This window comes from Phenylobacterium sp. (assembly GCF_036495085.1).
Classification (GTDB): domain Bacteria; phylum Pseudomonadota; class Alphaproteobacteria; order Caulobacterales; family Caulobacteraceae; genus Phenylobacterium.
Genome location: NZ_DASXNL010000180.1, coordinates 1 through 20,013 on the forward strand (window position 1 = coordinate 1; position 20,013 = coordinate 20,013).

Below are 20,013 nucleotides of genomic sequence, written 5' to 3' on the forward strand. Positions count from 1 at the left end.
GTCGGTGCTGGACCTGTGGCTGTCGCGCGGGGTGGACGGCTTCCGCCTCGACGTCGCCGGGACCTTTCTTCACGACCCGCAGCTGCGGCCCAATCCGCCGGTGCCGCCACCGCGCCGCCGGGGCCTGAACTGGTCCCACGCCGGCAACCTGCAGTACCACTGGTTCGATTCCAACCTGCCGGAGAACGTCGAGACCCTGGACGTCATCCGCCGGCGGGTGGAAGCCCACGACGGGAAGAACGGCGGCGAGCGACCCGCGCCGGAGTTGGCGAACCTGCTCTTCGCCCTGCTGGTCAGCCTGAAGGGCACGACGCTCATCTATCAGGGCGAAGAGCTCGGCCTGCCCCAGGCGAGCCTCACCCGCGGCCAGCTGCGCGATCCGGTCGGCGATCTCTATTGGCCCTACTCCGGCGGCCGCGACGGGTGCCGCACGCCCATGCCCTGGGCGCCAGGCCCCGCCTTGGGCTTCACCACCGGGACGCCCTGGCTGCCGGCCGCCCGCGAGCACACGGAATTCACCGTCCAGGCGCAGGAGGCTGACCCGGAGTCCAACCTGGCCTTTGCCCGCACCATGATCGCATTCCGCACGGCCTCGCCGGCGATGACATCAGGGAGCATCGAGTTCCTCGAGGTCGCCGAGCCGGTGCTGGGTTTCGTCCGCCGGGACGGCGACGAGGTCATCGCCTGCCTGTTCAATCTCAGCGCCGAGCCGAGATTCGTCGACGTCCCGGAACTCGACGGTGCGATCATGCTCGAGGTGCGAGCCGGCGATGCGGAACTACGCGGCGGCTCGATCGGGCTGTCGGCCTATGCGGCGGCGTTCCTGCGGCTCTAACGAGCTAGCGGTTCGGCGCCAAGGTGAAGAGAACGAGATTGCCGGTGACCGGATCGCTGTCGCTCCATTTCTCTCCGGCGCGCCGCCCAACACCTTCGTTGCAGTAGCGGGCCGCCCGGTCGCGATCCGCAGTCGGGCTTTCTCGCATGGTGCAGATCTTGCCGTTCTCGATCGCCCATGTCCCACGGACTTCGCCGTCAGACCCGGTCTCCCGAAAGGTGTGGTTTGGCGCGAAATAGCGCTTGGCGCTCCAATGCCCGGCCGGCAAATCGATCTCGAGTGTGCCGGTGAAGAAGTCGCGCATGACAGCCGCCTCGTCAGGCGAAGTCGCAGCTTGGGCCCCGCTCCACAGCAGCAGCAAAGCGAGCGCCCCCACTGAGGTCCTGTCCATGCCCCATCCTCCGATGGCCGATGAACGCTAACCTGGACCGGGCCCGCGCCCGAGCGAAATCTCCCGGCGTCCGACTTCGACGGCATGGAAGCCCGCGAGGCTTCCGCCGCCGCCCGACCCGGCCTAGAACCGCCTGATGGCCGAAGGTGACAGCAGGGCGGGTCGGAGCGAGGCGAAGTTCGGACAGGGCTTCCTGACCGACATCTGGTATTTCGCCGCGCTCGCAAGTGACCTCAAGCCCGGCAAGCTCGCCCGCCATGAACTACTCGGCGAGCCGATCCTGCTTGGGCGCCCCAGAAAGGGCGAGGTCTTTGCGCTTCGCGACATCTGCCCGCACCGAGCCGCGCCGCTGTCCGCGGGCCGGTTCCACCAGGAAGACGCCGGCGCGACCACGGTCGAATGCCCCTACCACGGCTGGCGGTTCCGCGCCGATGGAGCCTGCGCGGCGATCCCATCGCTCGTGGACAACCAAGAGATGGATGTCAGCCGCATCCGCGTGCGCCGCTATCACGTCGCCGAGAGCCAGGGCCTGGTCTTCGTCTGGCTGAGCAGCGATCCGCGCGGCGCAGGCGAGCCCACCGAACCTCCGCCGGTATTCGAAGGCGTCGTTGGCGGCGCACCCAAGCTGGTCGACCGCATGGAGTTCGAAGCTCATATCGACCATGCCGTTGTGGGGCTGATGGACCCGGCCCACGGCCCCTACGTGCACCAACAGTGGTGGTGGCGCTCGAAACATAGCCAGCACGAGAAGTCCAAGCGCTTCGAGCCCCGCGAACAGGGCTTCGCCATGGTCCGCCACGAGCCTTCCAAGAATAGCCGCGCCTACGCCATCCTGGGCGGCGAGCCCTTGACCGAGATCACGTTCCGCATCCCCGGCATGCGTTGGGAGCACGTCACGGTTGGGTCGCGCCAGGTGCTGTCGCTGACCTGCCTGACCCCGATAAACGAGAAGGCCACGCGGATCACCCAGATCGTCTGGTCCGACCACCCGGCGTTCCTGTTCCTCAAACCGTTCATTGCGGCCGGCGCGCGCGCGTTCCTGCGCCAGGACGGCGAGATGGTGAACCTCCAGAACCAGGGGCTGAAGTACGACCCGTCGCTTCTATGGATCGACGACGCAGACCGGCAGGCCAAGTGGTACCAGCAGCTCAAGCGTGAATGGACGGCCAGCCGCCGCGAAGGTCGCCCCTTCGCCAACCCTGTCGAGGCCATGACCCTGAAGTGGCGTAGCTAGTCGCCGAGCGTCTTCGCCGGCGCGCTCTGCGCTTCGCCTATGAAGTCCACCACGGTTCCCTTTTTCACGGCGTGGCTGAGTTGGCGCACATCCCAGTTGGTCAGGCGCACGCAGCCATGGCTGGCGGTCTTGCCGACCAGCCTCGGGTCAGGCGTGCCGTGGATGCCATAGGTCTCTTTGGTGAGGTCGATCCAGGTGGACCCCACCGGGTTGTTTGGGCCGGGCTGAATGGTCAGCTTGCCGTTTGAGGCCTTGCCGAAGGTCAGCCGCGAGGGATCGTAGGTGTAGGTCGGGTTGGCTGCCACGGTTCGCACCGCCCACTCGCCGTCCGGAGCAGGGCGCTCGCTCGACCCGACGGTGGCGGGGTAGACCGCCAGAAGCACACCGCCGTCGAACGCGCGGACCTGGCGCCTCGTCTTGTCGACCTCGATCCGGGTCACGGTGCCCGGAAGCTTTTCCGGGCCCAAGGCCGCCACCACGATCTTGGTTCCTGCGACACCGAAGTCGGCGTCCGGATTTAGGCTCGTCAGCAGAGCAGGATCCATATGGAACCGTTCGGCCAGCTCCTGGACCGGACCGGTGTAGCCAAGCGCTGGCAGCTTGGCCATTTCGGCCATGTCGGTCGGGACCTTGCTCAGGAACGGTCCTTTCACGTCCTCGTCGGTGATGACGTAGTCGGTGAGCACCGGCTGGGTATCCTTGGCGAGCGCGGCCCAGACCCTTTCGTCCAGCTTGCCATCGACCGGCAGCCCATGGGCGGTCTCGAAGGCGGAAACGGCGTTGCGGAGGTTGCCGCCCTCCTGGCCGTCGATGACGCCCGGCGAGAAGTGGGCGCGCGCCAGCAGCACCTCGGCGCGCACCACGGCGTTCTTCCTGGCTTCCGGCGACACCGGCTGCGCTCTCCAGTCAGCTGTGTCGATCGGTTCGGCGGCCGGTGAGATCGACTCGACGATCAGCGGCACGTTCTCCAGCGGCGGCGGGTGCACATCCGGGGCCGGGACCGGACCGGCCGCGGCCACCGCGTTTGCCGGCGGCGTCGCGGGGCTCACCGCTGTTGTCGTGGTGGTCTGTGAGTTGGCCGACGGATTTGAGCAGGCGGCGGCCAAAAACAGGCAGGGAACGCTTAAAAGGGCCGCCTCGCGGGACGTCATCGTGGACCTCGTCTAGACGCCGCGCGTTAGTCGGCGGCGTGAGGTTCAAGTCTTCAGAAGCACTGCGGTTCCTGGGCGGGCTGGCGGTGGCGGCGATCGTCGTGGGCCTCATCGCCCTGCGGGTGACGAGCCATGCGCCTGCCCCGCCGCAGAAGCCGGCTCCGGAGGTCGCAGCCCCTGTGCGTGCTCCGGTTTCGCCGCCCCATGAGGTCCTCGCGGCCTGCGAACATGGCCCCGAGGGAGCTGCACAGGCCAACGCAGCGTCGCTGCAGGCGTTGGACTGGGCCCCCTTCAAGCGGCCTGAGACCGGCTGGGAAATCTACGCCCCACTGATCGCCCGCGAGCTTCACACGAGCTGCGCGCCGCAGACGCCGGGCTTCGCCGCAGCGTTGGCGGACTGGCAAGGTGGTCAGCGCCTGCCGGCCGACGGGGTCTTCAGCGCAGCGGTCTTCGACCGCCTCAAGACCGTGCTCGAACTGCGTCGGCCGTTCGTGCTGGCCAGCGCCCGCGGCGCCTGCCCTGCAGCCCCGGCCGAGGCTGAACTCACGCCGAGCGCTCCTTCCGAAGGTTACGCGGGCAAGGCGATCCTGCTGCGACCCGCTGCGCTCGCCGCGTACCGTCGAATGACCGCCGCCGCACGCGCCGAGGACCCGAGGGTCGCCGCAGACCCGCGAAACCTCACGATCTTCTCTGGCTTCCGCAGCCCGGCCTCCGACGCCGCCCGCTGCGCGAGCCAGGGCAATTGTGACACCGTGGCCAGGGCAAACTGCTCGGCGCACCGCACCGGGCTCGCCCTTGATCTTTACGTGGGCCAGGCGCCGGGTTTCGGGCCGGATTCCAGCGCCGAGGCGAACCGCCTCTTCATCAGCCGCACGCCGAGCTACCTGTGGCTGGTGGCGAACGCCAGTCGCTTCGGCTTCGCGCCCTATCCTTTCGAGCCCTGGCACTGGGAGTGGACCGGAGAAGCTCCATGACGCTAGGCTCCGCAAATGGCCAGCTTCACCTCTGACGGCGTCCAGATCGCCTACGACGACATAACGCCCGCGGGAGGCGCGGAGCGCACCGTCGTCCTGATCCACGGCTTCGCTTCAAACCGCAACGAGGGATGGCGGCGCACCGGCTGGTATGGGGCCTTCGAACGCCGCCGGATGCGGGTGATCGCGCTCGACCAGCGCGGCCACGGCGAAAGCGAAAAGCTTTACGAGCCGGAGGCCTACGGGCGCGAGAAGCTCGCCGGCGACGTCGCGGCCCTGATGGACCACCTCGGCGTCCGGCATGCGGACGTGTTCGGCTATTCCATGGGCACGCGCACGGCGCTGGCTCTGGCCCTGGACGCGCCCGATCGCGTGTCCAACCTCATGCTCGGCGGGGTTGGTGGAAAAATGTTGGAGCCGTCGCCCGCCGTGGTCGGCGAACCGATGGCGGAGGCGATGCTGGCAGACGACCCCTCGACGATCATTCAACCGATGCTGCAGAGCTTCCGGCAGTTTGCCGACGAGCAGGGCGAGGACCGCAAGGCGCTCGCCGCCGTCACACGCGTCAGGAACTCACCGCTCGACCAGGCGGCTATGGCCGTGCTGCCGATGCCCGTCCTGGTGGTGGCCGGCCAGGGCGACACCGGCGCGGGTGATCCCGAGGGCTTGTCGCGGATCTTTCCGCACGGCCACGCGGTCACCGTGCCCGGCTGCGACCACTTCTCTGCGATCCCCCACGCGCTCACCAAAGCCGCCGTGTTCGATTTCCTCGACGGTCTGCTGGACGACGACTTCCCGCCGTTCGAGTAGCGTCTATTTCGCCGGACCCAGGTTGTAGGCCCCGCCTTTCTCAAGTGAGCGCTGATAGGCCGGCCGCGCCTGGAAACGCTCCACCCAGCCTTTGATGTTCGGATACTTGTCCATCTGACCCATGGCGCGGGCAACCTCGCCCACGAAACTCATCTGGATGTCGGCCGCGGTGATGTCGGATCCCATGAGCCAGTCGTGGCCCCTCAGCGCGGCCTCCACATAGCCCAGGTGGTTGGCCATCTCGCCCTGGATGCGCGGATGCAGCGGCGCGCCGGCCTCACCGAGGCGGGCGACATACATGTTCAACATCAGCGGAAGCATGGCCGAGCCTTCGGCGTAGTGCAGCCACTCCCGGTACTTTTCTGCCGCCGCCTCGCCGGGGGGCGGGCCAAGTCGGCCCTGGGCATACTTCCGCTGGATGTAGTCCACCACGGCCCCGGACTCAGCGATCGTAATCTCGCCGTCGGCGATCACCGGCGATTTGCCCAGCGGATGGACCGCTGTCAGTTCCGATGGCGCGAGCCGGGTCGTCGCGTCGCGCTGGTAGTGCTTGATCTCGTAAGGCGCGCCCAATTCCTCGAGCAGCCACAAGATGCGCTGCGAGCGCGAGTCGTTGAGGTGGTGGACGACGAGCATTGGGAAGTCCTCTTCGTTCTTCGAGCCGCAGCAAGACGGCTTGACGCGACGCAAGGCAAGCCTCGCCTATAGTCCCCGCCATGACGCTCCCGCTCCTCGGCCTGCCCGACCTTCTCGACCTCGCCGCCTCCGAAGCCTGGACGCTGGTGGCGCAACTGCAAGCCGCGGTAGCTGCGCGGGTGCGCCCGGCTGGCACACTCGATCGCGTGGCGCTCGACGCCGAACAGCATGTGACGCATGGCCTGGCCTGGGCGGCCGCCTATGGCGAGACGCTGCGGCAGACAGCGGTCTGGGCTCGCGCGCTCGAGGCGCAGGGTCGGCTCGGCGAGGCTGAAGCCTTGCCAGCCCAGTTACTTGCGCACGAATACCTGAGCCAGCTTTCAGGCGGGCTGTTGATGAACCTGGGCGAGGTGTTCCGCGCGGCGGACCTGGGCGTGTCGACCGAACACCTGTGGCCCGTAATCGCCCGGCTGCGCCCCGGCGCCTCCCAGGAAGCGAAGTTCCGCATTGTCGAGCTCTTGGCTGACGCGCGAGGCCGCGCCTCGCTGGAAGCGAGCGGCCTCGACGACACCCTGGAGGCCATACGAGACCAGTTCCACACCTTCGCCGAGGAGAAGATCGCCCCCTTTGCCCACGGCTGGCACCTGCGCGACGAACTGATCCCGCTGGAGCTGATCGACGAAATGGGACGCCTGGGAGTCTTCGGCCTGACTGCGCCGGAAGCGTGGGGCGGGTCCGGCCTCGGCAAGGTCGCCATGTGCGTGGTCACCGAGGCCCTGTCGCGGGGATACATCGGTGTCGGCTCGCTCGGCACCCGTTCCGAGATCGCCGCAGAGCTGTTGCTGGCGCACGGGACGGCGGACCAGCAGGCCCGCTTCCTGCCCGGCGTGAGCTCGGGGGCGATCATTCCGACGGCGGTCTTCACGGAGCCGGAGGCGGGGTCGGACCTGGCGTCGATGCGCACGCGCGCCGACCCTGACGGCGACGTCTGGCGGGTCACCGGCGCCAAGACCTGGATCACCCATGCCGCCCGCGCCGACCTGATGACCCTGCTGGTGCGCACCGACCCGCACTCGAAGGACCACCGCGGTCTGTCGATGCTCCTGGCCGAGAAACCCCGCGGAACAGTTGGCGATCCCTTCCCGGCCCCGGGCATGAGCGGCGGCGAGATCGCCGTGATCGGCTACCGCGGGATGAAGGAGTACGAGATCGCCTTCGACGGATTCGAGGTTCCGCATGCCAGCCTGCTTGGAGGGCGGGAGGGCCAGGGCTTTGTGCAACTGATGGCGACCTTCGAATCGGCGCGCATCCAGACCGCGGCCCGCGCCATCGGAGTCGCCCAGAACGCACTGGACCTGGCGCTCGACTACGCATTGTCGCGCCGCCAGTTCGGCGGCCCGCTGGCCCGGTTTCCTCGGGTGGCCAACAAATTGGCGATGATGGCCGCTGAAATCCTGGGAGCCCGACGCCTGGCCTGGTTCGCGGCGGCTGCGAAGGACGAAGGACGACGCTGCGACCTCGAGGCCGGCATGGCCAAGCTGGTCGCCGCCCGTATCGCCTGGGCCGCGGCCGATAACGCCTTGCAGATCCACGGCGGCGCCGGCTTTGCCGTCGAACAGCCAGTCAGTCGCCTCCTGGCCGACGCCCGCATTCTGAACATCTTTGAAGGGGCCGGCGAAATTCAGGCGCAGGTCATTGCCCGGCGCCTGCTGGAAGGAGCTAATTGATGGCGAGGAGCGCTCGCTAGCGCGGCTCGAAACCCGTCGCGATCAGGGCGATCTGACGGTCCATGACCGCGGTCATGGCCGGAGCGTCTGCATCGTCCCACGCCGCCAGCCGATAGGTCCAGACGTAAGCGCCCATCAGAAGATCGACGACCTCCTGCGGATCGGCTTCGGGGTGGACGTCACCGCCGAGGGCGCCCTTGGCGAGGCATTCGCAGATGATTTCTTGCAGGCGCTGGTTTCGGCCCATCAACATCGAGGTGGTCGGCAGCGTCCAGTCATAGGTGGCGCCGATATAAGCCAGGAACAGGCGCTTGTGCCGGACCTCGAAGGCAAAATGGATTGCAAACATCGTCCGCAGACGATCGGCGGTCGAGCCGCGCAGATAAGGCATCACTCGGTCGAGCTCGGCGTAGAGCCCGTCCAGGCGATCCTGCATCACCTGGCTGAGAATCTCGTACTTGGAGGCGAAGGTCGTGAAAACGCTCCCCACCGAGACGCGAGCGTGGCTGGCGATCTCGCGGATTGTCGTCCCTTGGTAGCCGTTGGTGTCGAAGAGCTCCCGGGCAGCATCGATCACCCGGTTGCGGGTCGCTTCCTTCTGCGTCTGTCTTGCGCTCGGCGTGGAGGTCGCCACATCCTCCGGCCGTACGCCTTCGGCGTCGGCCGGGGAATCGTCCTGGCTCAGGGCGTCCTGCGGCGAAGTCATGCGCGGCTAGCGGCCATGTGGCCGCTTATCTACTCCGTGCGCCTGCCAGCAGGATTCCGATCTGATCGCGGGAGCGAGCCTGCAGGTCCTCAATGCTCCAGCCCTCGAAAATCGCCTGGGGATAGTTGGAGAGATAGGCTTCGAACAGCATGTCGGCTCGCAGTTGCATCTGGGTATCCGCGCGCAGCTCGCCGCTTTCGACACCCTTGGCCAGCTGTTCGGCGATCAGGTCACGCAACGACTGTACGGGGGGCGAACTGCGAAGCGCAGGACCTTCCTGCGGGGACCAGCCGACGCTGAAGGCCGCGCGTGCGAGCGGCAACTGCGTCCGGTAGAAATTGTAGCCGGCGGTGAACATCCGCACGAGCGCGTCGTCGACGCCGTTTCCGTGAGTGGTCGCCTCGCGCATGCTATCGGCCAGCGCGACCATGTCGTTCATCATGATCTCGCGGAACAGGTCCGACTTGTCGGTGAAGTTCGCGAACACAGCCCCGGTGGACATGCCGGCGACCGATGCGATGTCACGGATCGTCGCGCCTTCGTAGCCCTCTTCGCTGAACAGCCGACGGGCGGCGGCCAGCACCTTGGCGCGGGTCTGCTGTTTGGCGAGCGCGCGACGCGTGGGCGCTTTCACTCCGGTTTGGTCTGTGGCTTGGATCGTTGTGACGTGCATCATGTTCGCATTCGACGGCGCGCCGTCTTCTCCAGCTTGTCCACCGCGGCCTTACGTGGGGTCATGGGGCCGATCGATGAACGTGTTCATAGACCACGTTACTTCAAATGATGGCGCGAAAAAGGCAACCAATCGAAGCAATGCGGGATGCCGGCTGGAGCTAGAGGACTGTTGTCCCCTTTTGCTCCCTGAGTGGGGCCGAATTTCGACCATCTCAGCGAATTAGGCTCGCTGAACACGCTCACCAACGTCGATATGCCGCATATCGTGCTTGAGCATGGTCTGCAACCCCGACCTGAAATATGCTCCGGCGAATGGACCTGTTCAGCTTCCTCATTCCGGCCGCCCTCATCGCGGTGGCCACGGTCCTGGCGATCGGCATCTACGCCCTCTTCCGGGGCGGCGACTTCGGCCGCTCCTACTCGAACAAGCTGATGCGGCTGAGGGTGGTCATGCAAGCAATCGCCGTCGCCGTCCTGATGGGGGCTGTCTGGTGGCGCGCCAGGCACTAGGTGCGACATGGTGACGCTGAACCGAATCTACACTCGCGCCGGCGACGCCGGTTCAACCCGATTGGCCACCGGTCAGGCGGTGAGCAAGGCCGACCTGAGGGTGGAGGCTTATGGCGCGGTCGATGAGACCAACGCCTGCCTGGGGCTTGCGCGACTGCATACGGCCGGCGACGGGGAATTCGACGCCATCCTGGGCCGCGTCCAGAACGAGCTCTTCGATCTCGGCGCGGACCTTGCCCAACCGGCGAAGGCCGACGAAGAGCCGGGCTCGATCCTGCGCATCCTCGACAGCCAGGTGGCGCGGCTGGAAGGCGAGATCGACTTGCTCAACGTCGACCTGCCGCCGCTGGCCTCCTTCGTGCTGCCTGGCGGGACGTCGGCTGCGGCAGCCCTGCATCTGGCGCGCACGGTCTGCCGACGGGCCGAGCGCGAGGCCGTGCGGCTGGTCGAAGCGGGCGAACCGGTGAGCGGCCCGGCCCTCCGCTACCTCAACCGTTTGTCGGACCTGCTGTTCGTCGCCGCGCGCTACGCCAACGACCGGGGGGCCGGCGAAGTCTTCTGGAAGTCGGGGGGCACCCGGTAGGCTTCCCCGCGCGCAGCGCAGCGCTGGGCGTCGGCGTCAGGGTTTCTGCCGCCCCGGCGCCGGAGGGGGTTCGCGGCCGATGGCCTTCAGCGCCGCAGCCTTCGCGGCGGGATCGGTGATCAGCCGGCCAGTGACGTCGGAGGTCAGGATCGGTTGGGCGCAGACGCGGCTGTAGGGATCCCACCATTTGTGGCCTTCGAGGCACTTCTGCTCGGGCATCGCCCAGCCCACGGTCCAGACCAGGATCGCGACGTTGGCCACAGCGAAGATGCCGAGGAAGATCAGCTTCAGGCGCTCGATAGTCGGGTTCATGGCGGTCTTTTACGGGATGAAGGCGCCTGCTTCTAGCCGCGTAGAGTGGGCCGAATTGCGGCGCCTGCGATGGGGCGCCGGTTTGCAAACCGCGCCGGAACCGCTATTGCCCCCTCGACCCTTTTTCCCCCGATGCAAATTTTGAGGCGCTAGCAACCCATGAAGGTGTTGGTCCCGGTCAAGCGGGTAATCGATTCAAACGTCAAAGCCAGGGTGAAGTCCGACCAGTCGGGCGTGGACCTTGCGAACGTCAAGATGTCCATCAATCCGTTCTGCGAAATCGCGGTTGAAGAGGCCATCCGCCTCAAGGAGAAAGGCATCGTCACCGAGATCGTCGCGGTTTCGATCGGCCCGGCCGCGGCGCAGGAGACCATCCGCACCGCCCTCGCCATGGGCGCCGACCGCGGCATCCTCGTGCAGACTGACCAGGACCTCGAGCCGCTGGAAGTGGCCAAGAGCCTGAAGGCGGTGATCGCCGAGGAAAGCCCCAACCTCGTAATCATGGGCAAGCAGGCCATCGACGGCGACAATAACGCCACCGGCCAGATGCTTGCTGCGCTGCTCGACTGGCCCCAGGCGACCTTCGCCTCGGCCTTGGAATTGTCGGGCGACACGGCCAAGGTGACCCGCGAAGTCGACGGCGGCCTGCAGACGGTGGAAGTCGCCCTGCCGGCGATCATCACCGCCGACCTGCGCCTCAACGAGCCGCGCTATGCGTCGCTCCCGAACATCATGAAGGCCAAAAAGAAGCCGCTGGACGTCAAGGAACTGAGCACGCTCGGCGTCGATGTCACGCCGCATCTCAAGGTCTTGAAGGTCACCGAGCCGCCGAAACGCTCGGCCGGCGTCAAGGTCGAAACCGCTGGTGACCTCGTGACCAACCTCAAGACCGCGGGGGTCCTCTAATGGCTGTTCTCGTCATCGCCGATCACGACAACTCGTCGCTGAAAGACTCTACGAACAAGACTGTCACCGCCGCACTCGCCCTCTCAAAGGACGTTGACGTGCTGGTGGCGGGCAAAGGCGCCAAGGCGCTCGCCGACGCAGCCGCGAAGATCACGGGCGTCCGCAAGGTCCTGCTGGCCGAGAGCGACGAACTGGGCCAGGGCCTGGCCGAAGCCGTCGAAGCCACCGTGACGCCGCTGATGGGCGGCTACGACGCGGTGCTGACGCCGGCGACCTCGCAGGGCAAGAATTTCAGCCCCCGCATCGCCGCCAAGCTGGACGTCGCCCAGATCTCGGAGATCATCGAGGTCGTGGACGCCAACACCTTCGTTCGGCCGATCTATGCCGGCAACGCGCTCGAAACCGTCCAGTCGTCAGACGCCAAGAAGGTCATCACCGTGCGCGCCACGGCCTTCGCGCCGGCGCCCGAAGGCGGCTCGGCCTCGGTTGAGAACGTCGCAGCAGGATCGGCGGGCGGCAAGGTGAAGTTCGTCGATCAGCAACTCGTCAAGTCGGCGCGCCCGGAACTGGCCGGCGCCAAGATCGTGGTCTCCGGTGGCCGCGCGATGGGCTCGGCGGAGGAATTCCACAAGGTGATCGAACCGCTGGCCGACAAGCTCGGCGCAGCCGTGGGCGCATCCCGCGCGGCGGTCGACGCCGGCTATGCGCCCAACGACTACCAGGTCGGCCAAACCGGCAAGGTGGTGGCGCCCGAACTCTACATCGCCATCGGCATCTCCGGCGCCATCCAGCATCTGGCCGGCATGAAGGACTCCAAGGTGATCGTGGCGATCAACAAGGATGCCGATGCGCCGATCTTCCAGGTGGCCGACTACGGCCTGGTCGCCGACTACAAGACCGCGGTGCCGGAGCTCATGAGCGCACTCACCGCCGCCGGAAAATAATTATAAGGCCTCGGCCGAGATCCAAAAGGGGCGGCCCCGAAAGGGACCGCCCCTTTTCCTTTCAGCCAGACGCGGAGGTGGGGGAAACGCCGGACCTCGAGGAATCTTGGCCTGGAAGGCTCAGCGCGCGCGGGCCTGGGCCGAAGCCTGGACGATGGCGCTCTTGCCCACGTTGAGCGTCACCGCCCCATTCGTGAGACCGCTCGGCGCATTGGCCCAGATCACACTGCGCAGGACGTTCGCCACGGCTTGGTCGGTCTCTGTCGAGCCGGACGAGCGGATCACCTTCAGGGAGGTGATGTTTCCCTCGGTGTTCACCGTTGCGCGAACGGAAACGCCCTGGCCTTGGGTGTCGACGCCCTTGGCTGCCAGCAGGGCGTGAGCCCGGGCGGTGGCGCCGGCGGCGTAGCGGTCTGACTCAGAGGGAGCCGCATGGGCGCAGGCGGCGAACAGCGAGGCGCCTGCGACCATCAGAAGAAAGGTCTTCATGGTCTCTATCCTGGTTTCGAAGGTTAGGGGCGGCGGGCGCTAGGGGCGCCCGACCGGCCGGGTGCGAACGGGGTGGGCGAGCGAATCGCGATCGCGGGACGACGGCAGGAGGCGCGGCACGAGCATGGGCGTGCGCCGGCGATAGTCGAGGTAGGTCTGGCCGAACGCCGTCACGAGGTCGCGTTCTTCGAACTGGATGGCGATCAGAATGTAGGCCGTCGTCATCACTGCGAAGATCAGGTGGGCCACGGTCATGACCGGAGCCGCCCAGAATATGATCAGCCAACCGACGTAGAGGGGATGGCGCACCAGTCGGTAGAGGCCAGGCGTGTGGAACTTCGGCGCGCGGTAGGACTGGTCGGTCATTCTGCGCCAGACCTGCGTCAGGCCGAATAGGTCAAAGTGATCGATCAGGAACGTCGCGTAGAGCAGCAGCGCCCAGCCGAAGAGGTAGAGGCCGATGACCGCCAGGCGCCGGGGACCGTCCGGAACCTGCCAGACCACGCCGCCGATCGGCTCCCAGAGCACGAAGAATCCGACCAGCAACAACGAGGAAACCAGCACGTAGGTGCTGCGCTCTGCGGCCACGGGCACGATCCGGGTCCACCAGCGCTTGAAGGCCGGGCGGGCCATGCCGCTGTGCTGGATGGCGAACACCGCCAATAGCCCCAGGTTGATGGCCAGCGCCTGGGCCGGCGGGCGGGTCACGGGTCCGTCTAACGCGGTGGGCGTGACGAAGCCGCCGATGAAGCCGATGGCGTAGAGGAAAACGGCCAGGAACACCGCGTAACTCAGGACGCCGTAGATCAAAGTGAGTATGCGGGACACGGGTCCCTCCTTCCAGTTTGCGCCTTTGGAAGGAGAGACATGATGGACCGCGAGCCTGGCCGCTTCGGGAGAATCCCCTAGGTTTCTCGGCGCGACCCTCAGTTTTCCGCAGGTGCGAAAAGGCCCCGCTCATGGGCGATCCGGACGGCCATGAGCCGGCTGGTCGCCTCGAACGCCGCCAGGACCGCTCCCACGTGGTGCTCCACGGTCTTGGGCGACGTCTTCAGCCGGTCGGCGATGTCGGTGTTGGAGAGCCCCTGCGCGAGGAGTTCCAGCACCTGTTTCTGCCGCGGGGTCAGGCCGGCGGGATCGCTGCGGCGCGCCGCGCGCGGACCGGAGGGTACCGAGCGTAGCCCGCGCTCGCGCATCTCACGCCGCAGCTTCCGCGCGGCAGGCGCTGCGCCAAGCCTTTCGAAGATCACCAGCGCCTCTCTCTGAGCCGCCTCGTCGCCTGTCGACAACGCGATCGCCTGCTCGTAGGGGCAACCGCCCTCACGCCAGGCCGCGGCCGCCTCGCGCCACTGGCCGGTAATGTGCAGACGGTGAGCCGGAGAAAAGCGGGCCAGCACCTCGTCCGGCAGGTCCTGCGGGTCACCCAGAATGGTGCGCCAGAGCCGGATTTCGGCCAGCAGCCAGAACTCGCTCCGAGCCTGGAGGACCCGTTCTCCGGCCGCGCGCAGGCGTTCACGCGCCCACGGACGAGGCTCCCCCAGCCAGCAGGCTTCGGCGTCAGCGTAGGCGATCGGCGCGAGGCGCATGAGGTCGCGGCTGGCTGTCGGCAGGGCGCGAGCCTGGTCGATCGCGCCGTCCTCCGGGAGTCCTCGGCGCACGCGGGCGCGGCTAAGCGCGACCAGCGCCGGGAAGCGACCCACGCCCGGCGGGCATGGTCCGCAGAGCACGTACTCCCCCTCGGCGATCGCCTCGTCCAGGCGCCCGGTGTCCAGAAGGGCAGTCGCCCGCGACCCGCGCATGTAGGCGTCCAGAGGGACGTTGTCGCGGGCGAATGCCGCCGCGATCCCCGCTGCGAAATAGTCGAACAGGCCCTCGTAGCGGCGGCCGTGCGTCATGATGTAGGTCAGGTTCGAAAAAAGGCGCGGCAGTTGATCGAGGCCGCCTCGCGCTCGCGCCTCGCCGACCGCGGCCTCCACCATCGGCAGGCCGGCTTCGATGTCGTTCGCCGAGCGCGCGGCGCTGACGTTGGTAATGGCGTGCAGATAGATGTCCGTACGCTCGAGCCGGTCGGCAAGCGCCATGGCCTTCGTCCCCCGCTCGATCGCCAGATCGTTGCGGTCGGCCAGCATGTCGAGCTGCGATTGGCCGCTCAGGGCCATGGCGTACTGCCAGGAGTCCGGCCGCCCGACCATCACATCCAGAGCTTCGCGCGAGCGCTGTTCGGCAAGTTCCGTCTGACCGTGTTGCCAGTATAGGCGTGCGGAAATGCGGAGCGCATTTCCGAGTCCGAGGACATCGGCCGCGCGCCGATGCGCCGCGATGGCCTCCTCGATGGCCCGCATCGCGATATCGAACGCGCCGCAAGCCTCGCCCTCCTCAGCCTGTCGCTCAAGGAGGCTGGCGCGTTCGCGATCGGACAGCCAGGCGCCGTAGTTCAGCGCGGTTGTCACATGGGCCACGGCCCCACGATGCGCGCCGAGCGCGGCGGCTTCTTCTGCGGCGCGAATGGAGTAGTGAACGAGATCTTCTTCCGCGCCGGCTCGCTCGGCGTGGTGGGCGGCCTCCGAGGCGCGGCCATCGTTCCGGCCTTTCAGCATGGCGAGCGCCGCGGCATGCAGCTCGCTCCGGCGCAGCGGCGAGATGGCGTCCTTGATGGCGCGGCGGGCGAGCTCATGGCGGAAGGCCAATGCGTCGCCCTTGGTTCTCAACATGCCGCTGCGCAGGCACTCCTCAACGCCGGCGCTGTCGGCATCGCCAGTCAGCGTGCGAAGGCTCGACTCGTCGATCTGGCGCGGGAAGATCGCGGCGCAGTCCAGCACACGCCGCCCCCGCGCGCTCAAGCCCGAGGCGCGAGCGAGTGTCGCATCCTGCACGCTGCGCGGCACCTCATCGTCCGCGGCGGCGAGGTATTCGGTGACGTGGAAAGGATTGCCGCCTGTGGCTTCGAACACATCGCGGGCCACGCGCCCCGCCGGCTGGGCGAGCGCCGCCACGGCCTCAAGGGAAAGCGGGCTCAGTTCAAGCCGCTCGCGGCCGTCTCGCGGCATGTCCGCCCAAAGCGAGGCCAGCCTGGCCTGGGAGGCGGCCTCGTCGTTGCGGAATGTGACCACGATCAGGATCGGCGCTGTGCGGATGCGCCGGCCGAGGTAGCGGATCAGATCCAGCGTGGAATCGTCGGCCCAATGGATGTCCTCGATCACCAGTAGCGCCGGGCCGCGCCCATTGGTTAGCAGCCGGAGCAAGCCCTCGAACGTCCCGAGTTGGCCCGAGACTCCCACCGAAAAGCGTCCCTGGCTCTCGCGAGCGATGTCGCGAAGCGGACCCAGCGGCTCAGGTGTCGCAAGGTGTTCGCAACCGCCCACGTGGACCCGGGCGTCAGCTCGATGGTCGTCGGCGAAGCCCAGAACGAGGGAGGTCTTGCCAATACCGGCTTCGCCCTCGATCGAGACAACCCGGCCCTGACCACGGCGCGCCGATCCCAGCGCCGCCTCCAGGCGAGAACGCGGCGCCTCACGCTCAAGAAGGATGGCATCGCCCGACATGCACGGAGAACTTAGGTATCGGAACGGCCCGGCGGAATGACCTCAGTCACAAGGTGGGTCATGAATCGGAAGGGACGCCCTGCCGAGGCTGACCCTTCCCGGGTCCCGAGCGAAGCCCGTATCAACGCGCCGCTCCGGCGGCGGGAGCGGCGTATCCGGGCTACAGAGCGGGCGTGGTCTCGGAACGGCTACTTCGTCGTGTGGGGACCGCGCAGCCGAAGGCTCCGCGTCGTGGAGAGCTGCGCGACTTGCTGGTGGCCGAGGTCGCCGCAACCCCGGCGAATTCAAGCCAGGCTGTGTTGCTTTTCCGATCGCAGGCTTCCACTCCTGCCGCGGGCGAACTCAAATTCCGGAAAGCTCTCTAGAAACACATACTTGTTCGTATCGTTGTTGTTTCCGAAGTTGCCGCCAGCCGATCACGAGAGGTTGCCAACATCGGAATCGGGACACGAACCGCCCTGGTACGCTGCGCCGCAGCAAAAGCCTTGCCGCAGGCTGGCGCCGTCATGTTAGAACGCCGACACAAAAAGTGAGGCCGACCGTATTGCGGCCGCTCATCGAGGCTCTGCTGAATGGTTCAGATTAAGTCGGTCGGCGTTATCGGCGCGGGCCAGATGGGCACCGGTATCGCCCATGTCGTCGCCCTCGGCGGTTATGACGTGCTGCTGCATGACGTCAGCGCCGAGCGGATCGAGGCCGGTATGGGTCTGATCGAGCATAACCTCACGCGCCAGGTGCACCGCGGCATCATCGACCAGACGGCGATGGACGCTGCGCTCAGCCACATCAAGCCCGCGGCCGAACTACAGGCCATCGGCGCAACGGACCTTGCCATCGAAGCGGCGACCGAGAACGAGGACACCAAGAAGACCATCTTCAAGGCGCTCGGCCCGCACCTCGCCGACAACACGTTGCTCGCCTCCAATACCTCGTCGATCTCGATCACGCGGCTGGCCGCGGCCACCGACCGGCCCGACCGGTTCATCGGCCTGCACTTCATGAACCCCGCGCCCCTGATGAAGCTCGTGGAGATCATCCGCGGGATCGCCACCGGTCCGGAGACCTACGAAACCGCCGTTCAGTTCGCCCAGTCGCTGGGCAAAACCACCGCCAACGCCGAAGACTTCCCGGCCTTCATCGTCAACCGCGTGCTGGTGCCGATGATCAACGAGGCGATCTACACCCTCTACGAGGGCGTCGGCACGGTCGAGGCCATCGACACGGCGCTGAAGCTTGGCGCCAACCACCCGATGGGTCCGCTGGAGCTTGGCGACTTCATCGGCCTCGACACGGTGCTCTCGATCATGAACGTGCTCTACGAGGGACTGGCCGACAGCAAGTACCGTCCCTGCCCGCTGCTCGTGAAGTACGTCGAGGCAGGCTGGCTCGGTCGCAAGGCAGGCCGCGGCTTTTACGACTACCGCGGCGAACACCCTGTTCCGACAAGGTAACCGACCGCCGCCAAGGCGCGCGGGGTGACGAACAACACCTCCGGGGTCTCGACGGCGGCGCCGCTGAGCCAGCCAGCCCCGCGTTTTGCAAGAGGCGCTGGACGCTGAGCAACCGCGGTCAAGACAAGACCGGTTCGTCGGGCGATGATCCCGGCCATGAACGCCTCTCCGCAGCCCGTTCACCCGACAGACCGGATGGATCTCGCGCGCCGGTACATCGAGGCCAATCTCGAGGCGCCCCTGTCGCTGAGCGATCTCGCCGATGCCTCAGGCCTGTCGCCGTATCATTTCACGCGCTTGTTCACCGGCCGCTACGGCTTCAGCCCCATGGCCTATGTTCGCCACCGCAGGCTGGAGGGCGCGGCTGAGAAGCTGCGCAGCGGCCCCAGGACCACGCTCATCGAGCTTGCGCTCGACTGCGGCTTCGACAGCCAAGAGGGCTTCACCCGCGCCTTTGCCCGTCTCTTCGGCGTCTCGCCCGGCCGCTACCGCGCCGGCGGGCGCCCGCCCCGGAAGGAAAGCCTCGCCATGCAGACCGAACCTGTCGCCAACCTCACCCAGGCGCCGGCTCCCGCCAGAAAGCCGGGCCTTCGCATCGCCGGCTTGGGCCGGGACTTCAATGAGACCACCGCCTTTGGCATTCCCGCGCTCTGGGACGAATTTGAGCCGCAGTTGCCGCTGGCCGGACAGGTCGGAGGCGGAACCTACGGGGTCTGCTGCGCGGGTCCGGGCGAGCAGAACCTGCAGCAGGGCCTGCACTACGTCGCAGGCGTGGAGATCGCCGCCGACGCCATGCCGCCGCCCGGCTTCGAGGTCGTGGATCTGCAAGCCCGCGCCTATCTCGTCTTCCGCCAGGTCCTGAACGGCGGGCCGCTGCATCCGCAGATGCAGGCCGCCGTGCGCGAGATCTGGGGCGAACGCGTCCCCAATTCGGGCTTCACCCTGGTCCGTGCGCCCGACCTGGAGGTTTATCCGGAAGGCTTCGAGCCTGAGAAGGCCGGAGCGTGCGTCGAATGGTGGATCCCGGTGGAGGCCTGACGCCGATCGGGTCGGCGCGTGGGAGCCGGGCTTTTAAGCCAGGTGATGAAATCCGCATGCGCACGCGCGGTGGCGACGGGGTCGAACCGGAAGGTCGAGTCCGCTGATTTGACCCGCTCGTCGAAGGCGTGCGTCACGCCGGGAAATATCACCATCTCGACCTTGGAGCCGGCCTGGCGGGCGCGATCCATCAGCGGCTGGCAACCCGCGGCGCTCTGCACCGTGTCGATCTCCGCGAATACAAAGCGCACGTCGCCTTTCCAGGTCCAGGCGCGCCGTCCCCCCTGGGAGGGAAAGCCGCAATACGGGTAGGTGAAATGAATAGCCTCGACGTCGGCCATGGTCTTGGTGAAGCTCCCGTCGCCGGGGTCGCGCAGGGTGACCAAGTCGCCCACCGCCCAGCCGCCATGGCTCCAGGAGGCGATACGCAACCGATGGGAATCGACGCGGGCGTCGGCGTGCAACAGGTCGAGCCCGGCCAGGACGTCGGCGGCGCGACGGAAACCCGGCAGCCGCAATCCGACACAGACCCGTCTTCGAGCCCACGTGGCCTCCCAGTTGCGCGGGCCATAGCTGTCGAGGATGGCGGCCGCCCATCCGGCCTCGACCGCCGAGCGCGCATATTCGTCCATGATCGGATTGGGCCCGTGGGCGCCGTGTAAGCCACCGCACCCGTGGATGAGCAAAACCGTCGGGAAGGGGCCCGGCCCCGGCGGCGTCACCAGCTCCAGACCGCCAGCCAGGAGTTGCGCGTGGGATGCCCGGGCGGACGGCTCGAGGAACCGCGGATTCCTGATCACCGTGGCGTAGACGACGGCCACGGCGAACACCCCAACCAACAGCGCGGCCCCCAGGCCCGCAAGAATCCGTCTACGGAATATCCCCATGAACCGTTTGAGTTCGCCCCCTGCCGCCGTGCGCCGAGGTCAAGCGCCTGAACCGCTCTCCGGAACCTATGCGATCCGCTCGTCGCTATTTCAAGCGACACCGCGGCCTTGCTGTCCGGCGCCTGCTTCGCCGGGGACCGTTTCACGCGAGGCTTTCGTCCCGCGCCGGAGCGTTCCTCTCCACAGGCTGTCACCGCAGAGCTTGCGGCCGG

21 protein-coding genes are annotated in these 20,013 nt (G+C 67.2%); 11 read left to right on the top strand and 10 right to left on the bottom strand.

What is annotated here, in order from left to right; genetic code table 11:
* Window positions 1-835, top strand: an 835-nt coding sequence (locus tag VGI62_RS20405) for an alpha-glucosidase C-terminal domain-containing protein (protein WP_331506410.1), incomplete at its 5' end; no start/stop codon positions are given.
* 4 nt (window positions 836-839) lie between these two features.
* On the opposite strand, the gene VGI62_RS20410 is transcribed toward VGI62_RS20405, so the two are convergent.
* On the bottom strand, window positions 840-1,226 hold the full coding sequence (locus tag VGI62_RS20410) for a hypothetical protein (protein WP_331506411.1): 387 nt from the start codon (window positions 1,224-1,226) through the stop codon (window positions 840-842).
* Between the two features lie 136 nt (window positions 1,227-1,362).
* On the opposite strand from VGI62_RS20410, the gene VGI62_RS20415 reads away from it, so the two are divergent.
* Window positions 1,363-2,460: an aromatic ring-hydroxylating dioxygenase subunit alpha gene (locus VGI62_RS20415; protein WP_331506412.1), complete on the top strand. Its 1,098-nt coding sequence runs from the start codon at window positions 1,363-1,365 to the stop codon at window positions 2,458-2,460.
* Here the strand turns inward: VGI62_RS20415 and VGI62_RS20420 are convergent.
* Window positions 2,457-3,611, bottom strand: coding sequence for a L,D-transpeptidase (locus tag VGI62_RS20420; RefSeq protein ID WP_331506413.1), 1,155 nt, complete (start codon window positions 3,609-3,611; stop codon window positions 2,457-2,459). The two genes, VGI62_RS20415 and VGI62_RS20420, sit on opposite strands and share 4 nt — an antisense overlap.
* 38 nt (window positions 3,612-3,649) lie before the next feature.
* Here VGI62_RS20420 and VGI62_RS20425 point away from each other — a divergent pair, with 38 nt between their 5' ends.
* A complete protein-coding gene (locus VGI62_RS20425) occupies window positions 3,650-4,585 on the top strand; it encodes a D-alanyl-D-alanine carboxypeptidase family protein (RefSeq protein ID WP_331506414.1) in 936 nt (311 codons plus the stop codon).
* A gap of 15 nt (window positions 4,586-4,600) precedes the next feature.
* Window positions 4,601-5,395, top strand: a complete 795-nt coding sequence (locus VGI62_RS20430; RefSeq protein ID WP_331506415.1) for an alpha/beta hydrolase — start codon at window positions 4,601-4,603, stop codon at window positions 5,393-5,395.
* A 3-nt stretch (window positions 5,396-5,398) separates the two neighbouring features.
* Here VGI62_RS20430 and VGI62_RS20435 read toward each other — a convergent pair whose 3' ends face one another.
* Window positions 5,399-6,031 carry a glutathione S-transferase gene (locus VGI62_RS20435; RefSeq protein WP_331506416.1) on the bottom strand — a complete coding sequence of 211 codons (633 nt, stop codon included), beginning with the start codon at window positions 6,029-6,031 and terminating at the stop codon, window positions 5,399-5,401.
* Between the two features lie 80 nt (window positions 6,032-6,111).
* Between VGI62_RS20435 and VGI62_RS20440 the strand changes: the two genes are divergently transcribed.
* Window positions 6,112-7,758 carry an acyl-CoA dehydrogenase family protein gene (locus VGI62_RS20440; protein ID WP_331506417.1) on the top strand — a complete coding sequence of 549 codons (1,647 nt, stop codon included), beginning with the start codon at window positions 6,112-6,114 and terminating at the stop codon, window positions 7,756-7,758.
* 16 nt (window positions 7,759-7,774) lie between these two features.
* Here the strand turns inward: VGI62_RS20440 and VGI62_RS20445 are convergent, their stop codons facing one another.
* Together VGI62_RS20445 and VGI62_RS20450 are read right to left on the bottom strand one after the other, a co-directional pair.
* Window positions 7,775-8,464 carry a TetR/AcrR family transcriptional regulator gene (locus VGI62_RS20445; protein WP_331506418.1) on the bottom strand — a complete coding sequence of 230 codons (690 nt, stop codon included), beginning with the start codon at window positions 8,462-8,464 and terminating at the stop codon, window positions 7,775-7,777.
* A 25-nt stretch (window positions 8,465-8,489) separates the two neighbouring features.
* Window positions 8,490-9,140, bottom strand: coding sequence for a TetR/AcrR family transcriptional regulator (locus VGI62_RS20450; protein WP_331506419.1), 651 nt, complete (start codon window positions 9,138-9,140; stop codon window positions 8,490-8,492).
* Window positions 9,141-9,451: 311 nt separating this feature from the next.
* On the opposite strand from VGI62_RS20450, the gene VGI62_RS20455 reads away from it, so the two are divergent.
* On the top strand, window positions 9,452-9,649 hold the full coding sequence (locus tag VGI62_RS20455) for a twin transmembrane helix small protein (protein ID WP_331506420.1): 198 nt from the start codon (window positions 9,452-9,454) through the stop codon (window positions 9,647-9,649).
* 7 nt (window positions 9,650-9,656) lie between these two features.
* Window positions 9,657-10,232, top strand: a complete 576-nt coding sequence (locus VGI62_RS20460) for a cob(I)yrinic acid a,c-diamide adenosyltransferase (protein ID WP_331506421.1) — start codon at window positions 9,657-9,659, stop codon at window positions 10,230-10,232.
* 36 nt (window positions 10,233-10,268) lie between these two features.
* Here the strand turns inward: VGI62_RS20460 and VGI62_RS20465 are convergent, their stop codons facing one another.
* Window positions 10,269-10,544, bottom strand: a complete 276-nt coding sequence (locus tag VGI62_RS20465; protein WP_331506422.1) for a hypothetical protein — start codon at window positions 10,542-10,544, stop codon at window positions 10,269-10,271.
* Window positions 10,545-10,703: 159 nt separating this feature from the next.
* Between VGI62_RS20465 and VGI62_RS20470 the strand changes: the two genes are divergently transcribed.
* Both VGI62_RS20470 and VGI62_RS20475 read left to right on the top strand, forming a co-directional pair.
* A complete protein-coding gene (locus tag VGI62_RS20470; RefSeq protein ID WP_331506423.1) occupies window positions 10,704-11,450 on the top strand; it encodes an electron transfer flavoprotein subunit beta/FixA family protein in 747 nt (248 codons plus the stop codon).
* Window positions 11,450-12,394 (top strand): electron transfer flavoprotein subunit alpha/FixB family protein, encoded by a 945-nt coding sequence (locus VGI62_RS20475; protein ID WP_331506424.1) that lies wholly within the window; start codon window positions 11,450-11,452, stop codon window positions 12,392-12,394. The genes VGI62_RS20470 and VGI62_RS20475 overlap by 1 nt, the downstream gene beginning before the upstream one ends.
* 120 nt (window positions 12,395-12,514) lie before the next feature.
* On the opposite strand, the gene VGI62_RS20480 is transcribed toward VGI62_RS20475, so the two are convergent.
* The 3 genes from VGI62_RS20480 to VGI62_RS20490 form a co-directional block, all read right to left on the bottom strand.
* A complete protein-coding gene (locus VGI62_RS20480; protein ID WP_331506425.1) occupies window positions 12,515-12,883 on the bottom strand; it encodes a TonB family protein in 369 nt (122 codons plus the stop codon).
* A gap of 39 nt (window positions 12,884-12,922) precedes the next feature.
* The gene (mddA, locus tag VGI62_RS20485; protein WP_331506426.1) at window positions 12,923-13,711 is read right to left on the bottom strand and encodes a methanethiol S-methyltransferase; all 789 of its coding nucleotides are present in this window, start codon (window positions 13,709-13,711) and stop codon (window positions 12,923-12,925) included.
* Window positions 13,712-13,809: 98 nt separating this feature from the next.
* The gene (locus tag VGI62_RS20490; protein WP_331506427.1) at window positions 13,810-16,425 is read right to left on the bottom strand and encodes an ATP-binding protein; all 2,616 of its coding nucleotides are present in this window, start codon (window positions 16,423-16,425) and stop codon (window positions 13,810-13,812) included.
* A 572-nt stretch (window positions 16,426-16,997) separates the two neighbouring features.
* Between VGI62_RS20490 and VGI62_RS20495 the strand changes: the two genes are divergently transcribed.
* Window positions 16,998-17,876 (top strand): 3-hydroxybutyryl-CoA dehydrogenase, encoded by an 879-nt coding sequence (locus VGI62_RS20495; RefSeq protein ID WP_331506428.1) that lies wholly within the window; start codon window positions 16,998-17,000, stop codon window positions 17,874-17,876.
* Between the two features lie 156 nt (window positions 17,877-18,032).
* The gene (locus VGI62_RS20500) at window positions 18,033-18,914 is read left to right on the top strand and encodes an AraC family transcriptional regulator (protein WP_331506429.1); all 882 of its coding nucleotides are present in this window, start codon (window positions 18,033-18,035) and stop codon (window positions 18,912-18,914) included.
* Here the strand turns inward: VGI62_RS20500 and VGI62_RS20505 are convergent.
* Complete coding sequence (locus tag VGI62_RS20505; protein ID WP_331506430.1) at window positions 18,845-19,744, bottom strand: dienelactone hydrolase family protein; 900 nt, start codon at window positions 19,742-19,744, stop codon at window positions 18,845-18,847. The genes VGI62_RS20500 and VGI62_RS20505 overlap by 70 nt on opposite strands.
* Window positions 19,745-20,013: the final 269 nt, after the last annotated feature.

Bases quoted from the DNA above. Each gene is read 5' to 3' on its own strand.
- VGI62_RS20495 (WP_331506428.1), top strand. From the start codon at position 16,998: ATGGTTCAGATTAAGTCGGTCGGCGTTATCGGCGCGGGCCAGATGGGC.
- VGI62_RS20450 (WP_331506419.1), bottom strand. From the start codon at position 9,140: ATGATGCACGTCACAACGATCCAAGCCACAGACCAAACCGGAGTGAAA.
- VGI62_RS20440 (WP_331506417.1), top strand. From the start codon at position 6,112: ATGACGCTCCCGCTCCTCGGCCTGCCCGACCTTCTCGACCTCGCCGCC.
- VGI62_RS20460 (WP_331506421.1), top strand. From the start codon at position 9,657: ATGGTGACGCTGAACCGAATCTACACTCGCGCCGGCGACGCCGGTTCA.
- VGI62_RS20465 (WP_331506422.1), bottom strand. From the start codon at position 10,544: ATGAACCCGACTATCGAGCGCCTGAAGCTGATCTTCCTCGGCATCTTC.
- VGI62_RS20420 (WP_331506413.1), bottom strand. From the start codon at position 3,611: ATGACGTCCCGCGAGGCGGCCCTTTTAAGCGTTCCCTGCCTGTTTTTG.
- VGI62_RS20430 (WP_331506415.1), top strand. From the start codon at position 4,601: ATGGCCAGCTTCACCTCTGACGGCGTCCAGATCGCCTACGACGACATA.
- VGI62_RS20500 (WP_331506429.1), top strand. From the start codon at position 18,033: ATGAACGCCTCTCCGCAGCCCGTTCACCCGACAGACCGGATGGATCTC.
- VGI62_RS20480 (WP_331506425.1), bottom strand. From the start codon at position 12,883: ATGAAGACCTTTCTTCTGATGGTCGCAGGCGCCTCGCTGTTCGCCGCC.
- VGI62_RS20475 (WP_331506424.1), top strand. From the start codon at position 11,450: ATGGCTGTTCTCGTCATCGCCGATCACGACAACTCGTCGCTGAAAGAC.
- VGI62_RS20490 (WP_331506427.1), bottom strand. From the start codon at position 16,425: ATGTCGGGCGATGCCATCCTTCTTGAGCGTGAGGCGCCGCGTTCTCGC.
- VGI62_RS20435 (WP_331506416.1), bottom strand. From the start codon at position 6,031: ATGCTCGTCGTCCACCACCTCAACGACTCGCGCTCGCAGCGCATCTTG.
- VGI62_RS20455 (WP_331506420.1), top strand. From the start codon at position 9,452: ATGGACCTGTTCAGCTTCCTCATTCCGGCCGCCCTCATCGCGGTGGCC.
- VGI62_RS20470 (WP_331506423.1), top strand. From the start codon at position 10,704: ATGAAGGTGTTGGTCCCGGTCAAGCGGGTAATCGATTCAAACGTCAAA.
- VGI62_RS20410 (WP_331506411.1), bottom strand. From the start codon at position 1,226: ATGGACAGGACCTCAGTGGGGGCGCTCGCTTTGCTGCTGCTGTGGAGC.
- VGI62_RS20445 (WP_331506418.1), bottom strand. From the start codon at position 8,464: ATGACTTCGCCGCAGGACGCCCTGAGCCAGGACGATTCCCCGGCCGAC.
- VGI62_RS20415 (WP_331506412.1), top strand. From the start codon at position 1,363: ATGGCCGAAGGTGACAGCAGGGCGGGTCGGAGCGAGGCGAAGTTCGGA.